This window comes from Magnetospirillum sp. WYHS-4, from assembly GCA_039908345.1.
GTDB lineage: Bacteria > Pseudomonadota > Alphaproteobacteria > Rhodospirillales > GLO-3 > JAMOBD01.
The window spans coordinates 1-14,186 of record JAMOBD010000001.1; the positions used below are offsets into that span (position 1 = coordinate 1).

Consider the following 14,186-nt stretch of genomic DNA (forward strand, 5'->3'; position numbering starts at 1 on the left):
TCCATCCCGACGGGCCGCTGGCGCGCGGTCTGGCCGGCGCGCCGGCCGGGGACGATCCGGATTTCCTCGCCCGGCTCGTCGTGCTGTCGCTCGATCCCTGCGTCGCCTGCGCGGTGGTGGTCGAGCGATGATCCTTCCCATTCGGCGCCGCGATTGGCTACCATCCGTCCATGCACGAGATGTCGCTCACCGAAGGCGTATTGCGCATCCTGGAGGACCAGGCGGCGGCGAGCGGGTTTTCGAGAGTGACGCTGGTGGTCCTCGAGATCGGCGCCCTGTCGAGCGTCGATCCCGAGTCCATGCGCTTCTGCTTCGAGGCGATCCAGCGCGGCACCATCGCCGAGGGCGCCACGCTGGAGATTCTGCGCCCGCCCGGCCGCGCCTTCTGCGCGCCCTGCGGCGGCGAGGTGGCGATCGACGCCCTCTACGATCCCTGTCCGCGCTGCGGCGGCCATCAGCTCCGCGTCACCGGCGGTGAGGAGATGCGGGTGAAGGAATTGGAGGTGGAGTGATGTGCACCGTCTGCGGCTGCCAGGACCACGGTCATTCCCATGGTCACGATCACGATCACGACCACGACCACGACCACGATCACCATCACCACGACCACGACCATCACCACGACCATCACCACCCGGTCGAGCGCGGAGGCGACCAGCATTGGGGCGCCGGGCTGGCCGGCGTCCACGTCCCGGGCCTCGCCCAGAGCCGCATCGTCCAGATCGAGAAGGACATCCTGGGCCACAACGACGCCCACGCCGCGCGCAACCGCGAGCGTCTGGCCGAGGCCGGGGTGTTCGCGCTGAACCTCGTCTCAAGCCCCGGCTCGGGCAAGACGACGCTGCTGGTCGAGACCATCGCGGCGCTGGCGGGGCGCTTTCCCGTCGCGGTGATCGAGGGCGACCAGCAGACCAGCTTCGACGCCGACCGCATCCGCGCCACCGGGGCGCCGGCCGTGCAGGTCAACACCGGCAAGGGCTGCCATCTCGACGCCCACATGGTCGGCCATGCCATCGGTCAGCTGAGCCTGCCCGAGCGCTCGCTGCTGATGATCGAGAACGTCGACCAGCGCAGCAAGGACTACGGCAACCTCCTCGATACCTTTCGCCCGGGCCATGCCGACTACACCTACTGGCGCAAATACGGCCTGCGCGACCCGCGTGGCGGCGGCCGTTCGTCCGCACGCCTGACCGCGCCGATGGTGGGCGCCGGGGCCGTGGCCCGCAAATGGCTGAAGCAGGCTTATGGCACCGAGTTCCGCGGCTGCATGACGCAGCTCGGCGAGGTCCCCATCGCCTTCGAAGGCTGGCAGCACGTGGGCCAGAACCCGTTCTTCGCCGCCAACGCCAGCCAGATTGCCGAACTTGAGGACTATATGGACCGGCTGCGCAAGGCCGGCGATTCGGTCGGTGCGCGCATCCGTGTGGAGGCCACCGGCGTGCCGGTCGGCCTGGGCGCGCCGCTGTTCGACAAGCTCGATGCCGACATCGCCTATGCGCTGATGGGCATCAACGCGGTCAAGGGCGTCGAGATCGGCGCGGGCTTCGCGTCGGTCGCGCAAAAAGGCAGCGAGCATGGCGATGAGCTGACGCCCGAGGGCTTTGCGAGCAACAACGCCGGCGGCGTGCTCGGCGGCATCTCGACCGGGCAGGACCTGGTGGCCGAGATCGCGATCAAGCCCACCAGCTCGATCCGCAGCCCCAAGGCCAGCATCGACCGTGCCGGCCAGCCGGTGGTTGTCGAGACCTTCGGCCGCCACGACCCCTGCGTGGGTATCCGCGCCGTGCCCGTGGCCGAGGCCATGATGGCCCTCACCCTGGCGGACCACCTGCTCCGCCACCGCGCCCGCTGCGCTTGACCGCCGCCACCTTCGCCCTTTGGCCGCTGGCCCAGGCCCGCGAGATTCCGGCCGCCGCCTTGTTCCGGGCGCGCATCCTGCCCCCCGGCGCAAGCCCCCCCCGCCCGCTGTTCGTGCTGCTGTTCCTGGCCGCCATCGGCGCCTTGGCGACACTCACCGTGGCCACCGCCGTGCACAAGCCCTTCGCCCTGGCCTTCGTCGGCGGAGCCCTCGGCACCCTGGCCGCCCTCCGCGGCGGCGCGGAGGGGCTGATGGCGTTGGCCAAGCGGATTCCGGCCCGTTCCGCCTCTTGGCGGCTGGCACTGGCCAACTTGCACCGGCCGGGATCGGGTACCACGGCGGTGGTCCTGTCCCTGGGTGTCGGCCTGGCGGTCCTGGTGGCGGTGGCGGGAATCGAGGGCAACTTGTCGCGCCAGATCGCCCATCGCCTGCCGGAAGGCGCGCCCGCCTATTTCTTTCTCGACATCCAAGATGCCCAGGTGGAGGCCTTCGACCGGACCGTCGACGGCTTGCCCGGAACTTCCGGCTACAAGCGGGTGGCCTCGTTGCGCGGGCGGATCGTCGCCATCGCGGGCACGCCGGCGGAAAAGCGGGCCATCGATCCGGCGGTGGCCTGGGCGGTGCGCGGCGACCGCTCGGTGACCTACGCGAAGCTGCCGCCCGAAGGCGCCGAGATTTCGGCCGGCGCGTGGTGGCCGGCCGATTATTCCGGCCAGCCCTTGATTTCCCTGGACGCCGGGGTGGCGCGGGGCTTCGGCATCGGGATCGGCGACAGCCTCACGGTCAACGTGATGGGACGCGACATCGAGGGCACCATCGCCAGCCTGCGCGAGATCGACTGGCGGTCCCTTCGTTTCGATTTCGCCGTCATCTTCTCGCCGGGCGTCCTGGAGGCGGCCCCCCACGGTCATATCGCGGCGCTGCGGGTAACGCCGGATCGGGAGGAAGAGGTGGAAAAGGCGCTCGCCGACGCTTTCCCCAACGTCACGGCCATCCGGGTGCGCGAGGCCCTCGAAGCCGCCCAGCGCATCCTGGAAGGGGTGGGCGGGGCGATCCGGAGCGTCGGCGGACTGACCATCCTCGCCGGGTCCCTGGTACTGGCGGGAGCCATCGCCGCCACCCGTCGCCGCCGGGCTTACGAGGCCGTGGTCTTCAAGGTGCTGGGCGCCACCCGCCGCCAGGTGATGGGGGCCTACCTGCTGGAATACGCCGTGCTGGGCTTCGCCACGGCGGCAGCCGGAACGGCGGTCGGCGTGACGACCGGCTGGGCGGTGGTGCGCCATTTGCTCGGAATGGGCTGGACCTTCCTGCCCGGCCCCGCGGCCTGGACCGCCCTGCTCTGCCTGGGCGTGACCATGGCGGCCGGCACCCTGGGAACCCTGCACGCGTTGGGAGAAGAGGCGGTCAGGCATCTCAGGAACGAGTAGTCTCCGTAATCGTCCCGTCTCTTGCGTTCGGGTGGAAACGTGCCATATTAACGGCAGGACTTCGTCAACTGTCTTGAAAGGACGGACACATGGCTTTCGGTCGCGACAACCGCTTCACGCTGCGCACCCACGCGGGGGACATGACGCGCGAGCAGGCGGAAGCCGCCCTGATCGACGTCGGCCTGCGCCAGCACATGCTGCAGGTCTACAACTACATGGCGGCCGGCTTGGCTCTCACCGGCATCGTGGCGATGCTCGTCTTCAGCACCCCCGAGGTAATGAGCCTGTTCTTCTCGGTGAAGGGCCGCGCGGTCAGCCCCACGATCCTGGGTTGGGCGGCGATGTTCTCGCCCTTCGCCTTCATCCTGGCGATCAACTTCGGGCTCCACAAGATGCGGGCCTCGACCCTGCAGATGGTCTTCTGGGCCTTCGCGGCCACCATGGGCATTTCCATGGCGACCATCTTCGTGCAGTTCACCGGAGCCAGCATCGCCCGGGTGTTCTTCATCACGGCGGGTACCTTCGCCGGCATGAGCCTTTACGGCTATACCACCAAGAAGGACCTGTCGGGCTTCGGCTCCTTCCTGATGATGGGTATGATCGGCATCGTCATCGCCTCCCTGGTCAACATCTTCCTGGCCAGTTCGGCGCTGCACTTCGTCATCTCGGTGGTGGGCGTGCTGGTCTTCGTCGGCCTGACGGCCTACGATACCCAGCAGATCAAGTCCATCTACATGGAATCGGACGACTCCGAGACCTCGTCGAAGAAGGCGATCATGGGGGCCACCAGCCTGTACCTGGATTTCGTCAACCTCTTCACCATGCTGCTCAACCTGTTCGGCAACCGCGAATAGGCCAGGCGGCCTGAGAGGCATCGGGGCCCGGGGGCAACTCCGGGCCCTTTGCTTTTCAGGCCACCCGGTCGGGGCAGGGACGTCCGGCGAAGAAGGCGTCCAGGTTGTCGAGCGCCTTGAAGCCCATGGCGTTGCGGGTTTCGACCGTGGCGCTGCCCAGATGCGGCAGCAGAAAGGCGTTGGGCCGGTCCCGGTATCCGGGGTGGAGCGCCGGTTCGCCCTCGTAGACGTCCAGCCCCGCCGCCGCGACCCGGCCGGTCCGCAGCGCCGCGACCAGGGCCGCGTCGTCGACCACGGGACCGCGTGCCGTGTTGACCACCACGGCGCCTTCGGGCAGAAGGGCCAGGCGCCGGGCATCGAGGAAATGCCGGGTCTCGGGGGTCAAGGGGCAGTGCAGGCTAAGGAAGTCCGATACCTTCAGCAGGCCTTCCGGATCGGCGTGGAAGACCGCGCCCGCTTCCCGGTCGGGCGGCAACCGATTGCGGTTGTGGTAATGGATCGTCATGGCGAAGGCCCGTCCTCGCGCCGCCACCGCCTGGCCGATACGGCCCATGCCCAGGATGCCCAGGCGCTTGCCTGTCAGTTGCGTGCCCAGCAACTGGGTGGGCGTCCAGCCGGTCCAGGCTCCGGCCCGGAGCAGGCTTTCCCCTTCCCAGGCCCGCCGGGCGGCACCCAGCAGCAGCAGGAAGGCGATTTCGGCCGTGGCCTCGGTCAGCACGCCCGGCGTATTGGTGACGACGATGCCGCGCGCACGGGCCGCTTCCAGGTCGATATGCTCGAAGCCGACCGAAAAGGTCGAGACGATACGGACGCTGTCCGGCAGGCGACCGATCAGGGCGGCATCCAGCCGGTCGGTCAGCGTGGGGATCAGGCCGTCCCGCCCCATACTGGCGGCGACGATCTCGTCGGCCGGCATCGGCCGGTCGTCGGCGTTGAGACGGACGTCGTAGTCGCGAGACGCTCGGGCCTCGACGGCGGCGGGCAGGCGGCGGGTGACCAGGAGGCGGGGCTTGAGCGTCATGGGCTGCCTATGCCATGCCTCGGCGCAGGATGTCCATGGCTGCGTTGAGCTGGCTCATGCGCCGGTGGTCGCCGTAGGTGCCGTCCGGATGGTGGATGGTCGCCAGCATGCGAAAGCGGGCCCGGAGCGACGCCAGATCGGGAATGCGGCCGGGCGGGAAGCCGAGCACGTGCAGGGCCTCGTCGCGGGTATGCACGCCGTCCCGGAGCGGCTCGAAGGCCAGGACCGAGACGATGGCCTGCAGGCGCTCCAATTCCTCTCGGGTCTCGCGGAGCAGGCGGCCATCCTCGGGAGAGGGGGCGGGCGGCGCCTGGTTGGCATGAGCGGCGGCGGCCATCGCCTTGCCGTCCAGGCGCAGCGCCATCTCGCCCCGTTCCATGGCCAGCGCGATGCCGAGCGCGCGGCGGATCATGGCGACCTCGTGGCCTGGCGGCAGGCGGACCTGCAGGCGGGGCTTGCGGCGCCAGGGGCGGCCCTGGGCCGACCCGGACTTGAGCACCACGGTCTCCCGGTCCTCGCGGCCCGGTTCGCCCGGATCGGGAAACTCGGCGATGGCCGCCGCAGGGAGTACCAACACCACCGAACGGGCCAGATCGGCCACGTTGGCCTTTTTGCGCCGTGCCAGATTGGCCACGGCGTCGCGAAAGGCCGAGGAGCAGGGAATTGTGTAAGAATGTTTCTTCACATCGGCGTCCATGATCGCCTTCCCGATTCGTTAATTTCTTGTTAACGGTTGGCATGGAATTCCGACAAGTTCCACACCTTGCGCGGAAATCCCGGAAACCGACCATATCTAGGCGGTAACGAGACTAGCCGGGCGTACGGAACTGTCAACTACTCCTGTTGTTTTCAGGAAGATTGCCTCCGCTGTTTCCGCCTAACCGGCTGATATGACTCTGTTTTCCAAGGGAGGGCGACCGGAGGTCGGCCGTCGGGGGGCAACGGGAAATGCCCCCGTGGAGACCGCCGAGAGCCTTGTAGGCCCTCGATTCCCCGCCGTAGGGAGGCGCCGGGTTCTTTCGCAACTACACTTGCAGGCGCCTGGTGTCCGGCGAGGACGGAAGCGGCGTGGGTAGCGCGGCACCCCGCCTAACCTCTTGTTTTCCCGAAGTAAATTTACACATCCGCATGGTTAAATCTTCGTTAACGGGGAAATCCGCTGCTCTTCAGGGGGGCGTTGGGCCCGGATCGGGGTCCGTAAGGCCGCTCTTTATTGACCGAACGCACCGAAATCCCCGCTCCGAGCCGGTGCCACAGGCCTTAATGTTACGTAAATTCGCCGGACGGGGGGAATGGTGCCGCAGGAGGGACTCGAACCCCCGACCCACGCATTACGAATGCGTTGCTCTACCAGCTGAGCTACTGCGGCAGGTAGGGCGGACCATAAGCGGAAGGGCCGGATTTGGCAAGATCATCCCGTCCGGCCGAAGGCGGCCCGCATCCCCTCCAGGGTCAGCCTCCATTCCGCCGGAGCGTATTCCCGGCGCGGCACCGCCCCCCAAACCGGCCGGGGCCAGGCGGGGTCGTCGGCGAAACGAGCCACCACGTGGACATGAAGCTGGGAAACGATATTTCCCAGGGCAGCCACGTTGATCTTGGCGGGCCGGAACCGCTCGGCCAGGAGGCGCGAGGCCAACGCCACCTCCTCCATCGCCCCACCCAGGTCGGGGCCAAGATCGTGAAGCTCCTTAAGGCCTTCCCGTTGCGGCACCAGGATAAGCCACGGATAATTGGCGTCCTTCATCAACAGGACGCGACAAACCGCCAACCGGGCTACTTCCTCGGTATCCTCCGCCAGCGTCGGATGCAGGTCGAACATGCAACGGCCTCCCTTTTCCGCCCGCTTCCCTTATACTCGCCTTCATGACGGAAGCGAGATTGAAAGCCTCGATCTGGGTCCAGGCCCAGCTCAGACTCTGCGATGGAGCATGCCTGGCGGCCGCGGTCGCCCGGCGCGGCGACCCCGACGCCGGCAGCGTCCTTTTGCGCCTCAACCGCCTGAACGGGACCTCGGATCTTTTCGTTCCGGTCACCGGAGACGACGGCGCCCGGCGCTGGATGCGGGCGGGCGGACCGGAGGCGATCCCCGACCAGGCTGCCGAGGCCTATATCCGCCGCCAGGTAGATATCGATCCGGATCTCTGGGTGTTGGAGATCGAGGACCCCAAGGGCCGTTACGCCCTCGACCATCCGGTTTTCTGAAATCCTGGAGCAATTCCGGCGTTGACGGAATTGTTCGTCGCTCCGCCCGGAGGGCGGGCGGCCAGAATCGGCCCTAGCGTGCCCGGCCCAACGGCAGGGCGGCGGCCGCCGCTTGGGGCGGCTGGGTATGGTGGACGTGTGGCGGCACTTTCCAGGCAAGGGTATCGAACCCCTGGCAGGCGCCGCAGAAGGGCGACCATTCCGCCACCGTGGCGCCGCAGTCGGCGCAAACCCAGGCCGGATCGGGATCGGCCAGGGAGGCTTGGACCAGCCATTCCCGCGCCCGGGCCGGCGTGCCCTGCTCGGGCTCGGTTTCCTCGACCTCGGCCAGCAGGCGGAAAACCTGGACCGTGGGTTTCATTTCGAGAGCGGCCCCCAGATGCTTGCGGGCCTCCCCCCACAGGCGGGCGGCCAGATTGGCCCGGGCGGCGACCAGCCGGCCATCGCGCGAGCCGGGATTGATCTTCGCCAGCCGATCGGCCGCCTGGGCCCGCTCCAGGGGCGTCGCCGCCTGGCGGGCCAGGCAATAGGCCTCGAACAGATCGGTATGGGGCTGGCGTCCCCAGGCGGCTTCGGCCTCGCCGACCGCCTTGCGCATCTTGCCGACGGCCACCAACGCCCGCACCAAGCGTACCGATGCCGGAACAAAATCGGGGCGCAGGTCCACCGCCTGGCGCAGGTGGCGGAGCGCCAGGGAAAGGTCGCCGCGTCCCTCGGCGGCCGTCGCCAATTCCAGTTCGACCACCGCATGACCGCGCTTGGCCCTGTCGCCGGGAAGAGACCCATGGCGTGAGGCCTCGATCAGCAAGGCCCGCGCCCCGTCCCAATGGCCGCTCCGGGCCTCCAGTGCCAGCAGGTGGCTTGCCGCCCATTCGCTGCGCGGATTGAGCCGGAAAGCCCGCGCGACCATCCGCCGGGCCTCCTCGGGCTGGCCGTGTTTGAGCGCCTGCTGGGCGAGCCCGCGCAGGCCGAAGAATTCCGTTTCGGCATCATCGAGCATCTGCCGGAAGAAATGGGCCGCCCGCAGGTCGTCTCCGGAAAGCTGGGCCGCCTGAGCGAAGAGCAGCAGGGTAAGCGGTGGGTCCTGGAGGTGCTTTTCCACCCGCCAAGCCTGGTCCCGGACCCCTTGGGCATCGCCCGCCGCCACCGCCACCAACCCGCGGGTAAGGGCAAGGTATCCCTTGCGGCAACTGCCCTCGGCCAGCCGCCGACGGAAGCGTCCCGGCAATTCGAGAAGATAGATAACCAAGCGGAACGACAGGGCGGAGACGATGGCCAACAGGGCGGCGAGACCGGCCACCAGGGCAAAGCTCGTCTCGATGTGATGGCCCTGCCAGTCGACGACCACCGACCCGGGACGGTCGGCCATCCAGGCGGCGGCGAAGGCCAGAAGGCAGAGGAAGGCCAGAAGGAATAGATTGCGCCACACGAACCGCTACTCCCGCTGCTGGCCCGCCAGGGCGATGGCATGGTTGTGGAGCGCCGCCAGGGCCTCGTCGGCCGTGAAGCGGGCCCGGGCTTCGGCCAACCAAGGAGCGGCTGCTTCCGCCGGACGGTCGGCAAGTTCCTGGATGGCACGGATCGCCCCCGCCAGATCCTCGCGGGCCAGGGCCTCGCGGGCGGCTCCGAGCTGGGGGGCGTCCCCGGTCCGGCGCACGGTCACCAGGGACGACAGGCTGGTCATGGTCTTGTCGACCCAGGATTCGGTGCCGGGGACGGAAACGGCGGGGCGCGTCATCACGGCTGCCATATCCTCGAATCGCCGACGCAACGTTTCCAGGGTGGGAACGCCCGTGGCTGCCGGCGGCTCGAGCACGGCCACGGCCTCGGCGATCACCGGGGCCGGCGGCGCCACCACCTTCAGGGCTTCCAGGTGTTCCAGATAGGGATGTCCGGCGCGCAACGCCTCGCGCAATTGGCCGACCGCCAGGACGAGGGCCCGCGCGCTGCCGGGAGGCGGAGGCGGGAGAGGCGCCTTGGCCTGTTCGAGGGAAGCCAGGCGCTGGGAAAGCTGTGCCACCGCCTGGACCAGTTCGGCCCGGGCCTGTTCCGCCTGGACGCCCGTGCCTTCGGCATGAACGCCCGCCGCGCTTTCTTCGAGCCGCGCCAGGCGGTCCTTGATGGCCGGAAGATCCTCGCCGCCGAGGACGGCGGGTTCGGCAGGAGAACCGGGCTGAAGCGCCTGGGCGTCGGCCATCCGCCGCACCGCGGAGACGGCGGCCTCCAGAGCCTCCATGCGCGCCACCACGGTACCGATGTCCTTGCTGAAGCGCGCCCGTTCGGCTTCCAGATCCTGAACCGCATCGGTTTTGAGACGGCTGCGGGTCATCTCCTCCAGAACCGTCACTCGATCCGCCAGCCCGGCCACCCGCGGATCGCGGACGCCATCCAGTTCGATGCCCATCTTCTCCAGGCGCGATTCCAGCTTCGGCCACCAGACGGGAAACGTGGCGTGGGCGACCGCCCCCAGGGTGGCAATCACGGCGATGGCGGCCACGAGACGGCCCAGACCGCTGCGGCGGCGGCCACGCGGTGGCGCCGGCCGTTGGGTGGGGCCGGTCGGCACGCTGTTCGAAGCCTCGGTCATGTCCCCTGCCTCTTCCTTTCCCGGAGCGCGGTCACAGTATCAAAGTGCCCCCGGCGGCGGGAGAGAAAAATCCGTCACGGCTCCAGAAGATCCAGCAGGGAGTCCTGGGTCGGTTCCGGGGCCACGCGAACCGCCTTCCATTGCAGATGCGAAACTTTTTCCGCCACGGCAGGACTTAGGCAGAAAGCGGTCAACCGGTCGGCCGCCGCTTCCAGATCCAGGTCGCGCAGCAGGTGGGCGAAGGTGGCGCCCGTGCGGGGCGAATAGAGCAACACGCCGTCCAGGCCATCCTCGCGCAACAGCCGCTCGGTGTCGGCACTCAGGGAATCCGCTTTGGTCTGCTCATAGAGGACTTCGCGGCGATACCGGAACCCGGAAGCGCCGAGCATGCCTCCCAGGTCACCCGCCACCTTGCTTCCCGCCCCATGAAGCAGGTCGCCCGCCCGCGGGTCGAGACGGCGTTCGACGAGCCGGGCCAGCGTCTGGACATCGCCCGCCGCGCTTTCCACCCGGACGAAGCCGGCGGCGCGGGCGGCGCGGGCCGAGGCATCGCCCACCGCGAACACCGGCAGATCGCGCCGGTCCTCGTGGGCGACGAAGGCCCGGACTCCGTTCGCACTGGTCACGAGAAGCGCCTGAACGCCCTCGAGAACAAGTTTCGGACCAGAAACGATATGGATGGCGACCAGAGGCTCCACGTAGGGCTGGTGGCCCCGCGAGGCCAGCAGCGCGGCCGTGGCCTGGGCGTCTTCCTCGGGGCGGGTGACCAGGAGCCGCATGGCTCAACAGCTCTGGAAGAAGCCGGGGCCTGCCCGGTCCTTCAGTTCCCGGCCGGCATCGCGGCCCAGGGCCCCGGCATCCGATTCGGCTCCGCAACGGCTTGTTTCCAGAACCTGGGAACCGTCGGGCCGGGCGATCAGCCCCTTGAGCGACAGGGAGCCGTCGGCCTGGAAGTCGGCCAGGGCGGCGATCGGGGTGCGGCAGGACCCGTCCAGGACTTCCAGCAGGGCCCGTTCCGCGGTCACCCGGATCGCCGTGGGGGGGTGGTCGAGGGCGGCCAGCAGCCGGTGGGCGCGTTCGTCCCCGGCCCGGCAGGTGATGCCGATGGCCCCCTGGGCGACGGCCGGCAGCATGTCGGCGGTTTCGATGACCGAAGTGGCGACGGAAGCCAAGCCCAGCCGGTTCAGCCCCGCCTTGGCCAGCAGGGTGGCGTCCACCTCGCCCTCGTCCAGCTTGCGCAGCCGGGTCTGCACGTTGCCGCGGAAGGTGACGACCTTCAGGTCCGGCCGGCGGTGGAGGATCTGGGCCTGGCGGCGGAGCGAGGCGGTGCCGACCGCCGAGCCGGCCGGCAGATCGGCCAGGGTCGTCGCCTTGCGCGACACGAAGACGTCGCGCACGTCCTCCCGTTCCAGCATGCAGGGCAGGACGATGCCGTCGGGCAGCCAGGTGGGAACGTCCTTCATGGAATGGACCGCGATGTCGATGCGGCCTTCCAGCATGGCTTCGTCGATTTCCTTGGTGAACAGGCCCTTGCCGCCTACTTCGGCCAAGGCCCGGTCCAGCACCTTGTCGCCCGTGGTCTTGATGATCTCGATCTCGATGGCGCCGGGCGCCGTCAGCTCGGGGTGGGCCGCCATCAGGCGATCTCGGGTTTCGTGGGTCTGGGCAAGCGCGAGAGGGCTGCCGCGCGTTCCGATGCGCAAGGGGGTCATGCAAAAGCCTTTCCTGCCGGGCCGCCCCCTGGTATAGGCCGGAACCGCGCCGGAGCAAGGCTTTTTTCCGATGATCGTGCTGGGTATCGAAACGAGCTGCGACGAAACCGCCGCCGCCCTGGTGGACGCGGACCGCGCCGTCCTGGCCAACGTGGTCCTGTCCCAGATCGAGGAGCACCGGCCCTATGGCGGCATCGTGCCCGAAATCGCCGCCCGCGCCCACCTGGAACAGGTCGACCGCATCGTCGCCCGCGCCATGGCCGACGCCGGGCTGGATTTCGGCGATCTGGCGGGGATCGCCGCCACGGCGGGGCCGGGCCTGATCGGCGGGGTCCTGGTGGGCGTGATGACCGCCAAGGCCATCGCCGCCGTACGGGGGCTGCCTTTCCTGGCGGTCAACCACCTGGAAGGCCATGCCCTGACCCTGCGCCTGACCCACGGCATCGACTTTCCCTATCTGCTGCTGCTGGTTTCGGGTGGGCATTGCCAGCTGCTGTCGGTGGAGGGCGTGGGGATCTACCGGCGCCTGGGCACCACCATCGACGACGCCTTGGGCGAAGCCTTCGACAAGGTCGCCAAGATGCTGGGGCTCGGCTATCCGGGGGGCCCGGCGGTGGAAAGGGCGGCAGCCGGGGGCGATCCGGCCCGTTTCCCGTTGCCGCGGCCCTTGTGGCGCAAGCCCGGCTGCCATTTTTCCTTTTCCGGGCTCAAGACGGCCGTGCGCCACGCCATTCCCGCCGCCCCCACCCCCCAGGATGCCGCCGATCTATCGGCAGCTTTCCAGGCGGCGGCCGGCGACGTCCTGGTGGATCGCTGCCGCAACGCCCTGGATGCGTTCGGCGACCGCCACGGCCGCCGGGGGCCGCTGGCGGTGGCCGGCGGCGTGGCCGCCAACCGCTACCTGCGCGGCCGGCTGGAGGAACTGGGGGTGGAGATCGTCGCCCCGCCGCTCGGTCTCTGCACCGACAACGGAGCGATGATCGCCTGGGCGGGACTGGAACGGCTGCGCCTGGGACGGCGCGATGGCCTGGACTTCCGCCCCCGCCCCCGCTGGCCCCTGGACCCGGACGCCCCGCCCGCCGTCTATGCCGGAGTCAAGGCATGACGGCCAAGCCTCTGTTCCTGTTCAACTACCGGCGCAACCGCGCCTACGCCTGCCACGTGCTGCTGGGAGCCCTGGAAAAGGCCGACCTGGACCGGGAGGTGGATATCCGCTTCGCCCGCGGTCCCGAAGCCCTCGTGGAACTCATCGCCGCCGGGGAGCGGGACGGCCGGCCGGTCCTGGTGGCCTGGAGCTTCTTTTCGCCGAACTTCGCCGAGGCGGTGGCCGAACTAGCCGTCGCCAAGGCCGGGCACGGCCCCGGCGTCCTGCACCTGGCGGGGGGAGTCCATGCGGCGGCGCTTCCGGCCGAGACCCTGCGGGCCGGATTCGATCTCGTGGCTACCGGCGAGGGCGAAGCGACCATCGTCGATCTGGTGCGTACCTGGAAGGACGGGGGCGATCCCGGCGCGGTCAAGGGCATCGGACGTCTGGAAGGCGATCGCTATGTCACGGCCGGTCCGGCCGGGCGGGTCGATCTGGACGACTGGCCGCCGTTCGCCGCCCGCGATGGCTGGTTCAACCCCATAGAGATCACCCGGGGCTGCATCTACGCCTGCCGGTTCTGCCGGGCCGCCTTCCATTCCAAGGCCCGCTTCCGGCACCGGTCGGTGGCGGCGGTGCGCGACGCGCTCAAGGTCATGCGCAAGCGCAACATGCGCGACGTGCGCTTCATCACCCCCTCGGCCCTGTCCTACGGCGCCGACGGCGAGGAACCCCGGTTGGACCTGGTGGAAGAGTTCCTGATCGCGGTGCAGGAGGAACTGGGGCCGCGGGGACGCATCTTTTTCGGCAGCTTCCCGGCCGAGGCGCGGCCGGAACACCTGACCCCGGAATCGGTGGGACTGCTGAAGCGCCTGGTGCACAACGACAACATCGTCATCGGCGCCCAGTCGGGCTCGCCCCGGATGCTGGAGGCCTGCCATCGGGGACATAGCGTGGATGATGTCTTTCGCGGCACCCGTGCCGCCCTGGCCGCCGGTTTCAAGACCTACGTGGACTTCATCTTCGGCCTGCCCGGCGAGACCGCGGAGGACGCCCGCGAATCGCTCCGGGTCGCCGAGGAACTGGCGGCGATGGGCGCCCGGGTCCATGCCCATACCTTCCTGCCCCTGCCAGGCACCCCCTTCGCCGGGACTCCCGCCGGCACGATGAACGACGAGATCCGGCTGGGATTGCACCGCCTGGCCTCGCGCGGGGGTCTGTTCGGCCAGTGGCAGACCCAGAGCGGCATGTCCCCCGGTCTTGCGATCCTGACCAAGACGAGACGCTCCCCACCGGCGTCCTGAGGCGGTACCCGGAAGAGGCGAAATAGTCGGCAATAAGTATCTTTCGTATGATGTCAGGCCTCCAAAGGTAACATGGCATTGGGATTTATTGACTTTATAATGGATGCTTTCCGCACCTGCGTTACCTTCGCGAGCCG

At 68.9% G+C, this 14,186-nt stretch carries 14 protein-coding genes and 1 tRNA gene; 7 read left to right on the forward strand and 8 right to left on the reverse strand.

Translation table 11 applies throughout. From position 1 onward, the window contains the following. Positions 1-170 precede the first annotated feature (170 nt). The 4 genes from hypA (at position 171) to H7841_00020 (ending at position 4,139) form a co-directional block, all read left to right on the forward strand. Positions 171-512: a hydrogenase maturation nickel metallochaperone HypA gene (gene hypA, locus H7841_00005; protein ID MEO5335264.1), complete on the forward strand. Its 342-nt coding sequence runs from the start codon at positions 171-173 to the stop codon at positions 510-512. Beyond that, complete coding sequence (gene aroC, locus H7841_00010) at positions 512-1,858, forward strand: chorismate synthase (protein MEO5335265.1); 1,347 nt, start codon at positions 512-514, stop codon at positions 1,856-1,858. The genes hypA and aroC overlap by 1 nt, the downstream gene beginning before the upstream one ends. After that, positions 1,855-3,285, forward strand: a complete 1,431-nt coding sequence (locus tag H7841_00015; GenBank protein ID MEO5335266.1) for an FtsX-like permease family protein — start codon at positions 1,855-1,857, stop codon at positions 3,283-3,285. The genes aroC and H7841_00015 overlap by 4 nt, the downstream gene beginning before the upstream one ends. A gap of 89 nt (positions 3,286-3,374) precedes the next feature. Then, the gene (locus tag H7841_00020; protein ID MEO5335267.1) at positions 3,375-4,139 is read left to right on the forward strand and encodes a Bax inhibitor-1/YccA family protein; all 765 of its coding nucleotides are present in this window, start codon (positions 3,375-3,377) and stop codon (positions 4,137-4,139) included. A 55-nt stretch (positions 4,140-4,194) separates the two neighbouring features. Here H7841_00020 and H7841_00025 read toward each other — a convergent pair whose 3' ends face one another. The 4 genes from H7841_00025 to H7841_00040 all read right to left on the reverse strand — a co-directional run bounded on the left by H7841_00025 (position 4,195) and on the right by H7841_00040 (position 6,979). After that, positions 4,195-5,160, reverse strand: coding sequence for a D-glycerate dehydrogenase (locus H7841_00025; GenBank protein ID MEO5335268.1), 966 nt, complete (start codon positions 5,158-5,160; stop codon positions 4,195-4,197). 7 nt (positions 5,161-5,167) lie between these two features. Beyond that, complete coding sequence (locus H7841_00030) at positions 5,168-5,857, reverse strand: J domain-containing protein (protein ID MEO5335269.1); 690 nt, start codon at positions 5,855-5,857, stop codon at positions 5,168-5,170. A 596-nt stretch (positions 5,858-6,453) separates the two neighbouring features. Beyond that, positions 6,454-6,529 (reverse strand) — tRNA-Thr (locus H7841_00035). Positions 6,530-6,571: 42 nt separating this feature from the next. Further along, positions 6,572-6,979, reverse strand: a complete 408-nt coding sequence (locus H7841_00040; protein ID MEO5335270.1) for an HIT domain-containing protein — start codon at positions 6,977-6,979, stop codon at positions 6,572-6,574. Between the two features lie 59 nt (positions 6,980-7,038). On the opposite strand from H7841_00040, the gene H7841_00045 reads away from it, so the two are divergent. Beyond that, positions 7,039-7,362 (forward strand): DUF1491 family protein, encoded by a 324-nt coding sequence (locus tag H7841_00045; protein ID MEO5335271.1) that lies wholly within the window; start codon positions 7,039-7,041, stop codon positions 7,360-7,362. A gap of 73 nt (positions 7,363-7,435) precedes the next feature. Here the strand turns inward: H7841_00045 and H7841_00050 are convergent, their stop codons facing one another. The 4 genes from H7841_00050 to hemC all read right to left on the reverse strand — a co-directional run bounded on the left by H7841_00050 (position 7,436) and on the right by hemC (position 11,661). Then, the gene (locus H7841_00050; GenBank protein ID MEO5335272.1) at positions 7,436-8,791 is read right to left on the reverse strand and encodes a heme biosynthesis protein HemY; all 1,356 of its coding nucleotides are present in this window, start codon (positions 8,789-8,791) and stop codon (positions 7,436-7,438) included. 6 nt (positions 8,792-8,797) lie between these two features. Next, positions 8,798-9,949 (reverse strand): mitofilin family membrane protein, encoded by a 1,152-nt coding sequence (locus H7841_00055; GenBank protein MEO5335273.1) that lies wholly within the window; start codon positions 9,947-9,949, stop codon positions 8,798-8,800. Between the two features lie 74 nt (positions 9,950-10,023). Next, complete coding sequence (locus H7841_00060; GenBank protein MEO5335274.1) at positions 10,024-10,728, reverse strand: uroporphyrinogen-III synthase; 705 nt, start codon at positions 10,726-10,728, stop codon at positions 10,024-10,026. Between the two features lie 3 nt (positions 10,729-10,731). Then, the gene (hemC, locus tag H7841_00065) at positions 10,732-11,661 is read right to left on the reverse strand and encodes a hydroxymethylbilane synthase (protein ID MEO5335275.1); all 930 of its coding nucleotides are present in this window, start codon (positions 11,659-11,661) and stop codon (positions 10,732-10,734) included. 70 nt (positions 11,662-11,731) lie between these two features. Here hemC and tsaD point away from each other — a divergent pair, with 70 nt between their 5' ends. Both tsaD and H7841_00075 read left to right on the forward strand, forming a co-directional pair. Further along, positions 11,732-12,766, forward strand: a complete 1,035-nt coding sequence (gene tsaD / locus H7841_00070) for a tRNA (adenosine(37)-N6)-threonylcarbamoyltransferase complex transferase subunit TsaD (GenBank protein MEO5335276.1) — start codon at positions 11,732-11,734, stop codon at positions 12,764-12,766. Next, entirely contained in the window at positions 12,763-14,049 is a 1,287-nt protein-coding gene (locus tag H7841_00075) for a TIGR04013 family B12-binding domain/radical SAM domain-containing protein (GenBank protein ID MEO5335277.1), read from the forward strand. Before tsaD ends, H7841_00075 begins: the two co-directional genes overlap by 4 nt. Positions 14,050-14,186 lie beyond the last annotated feature (137 nt).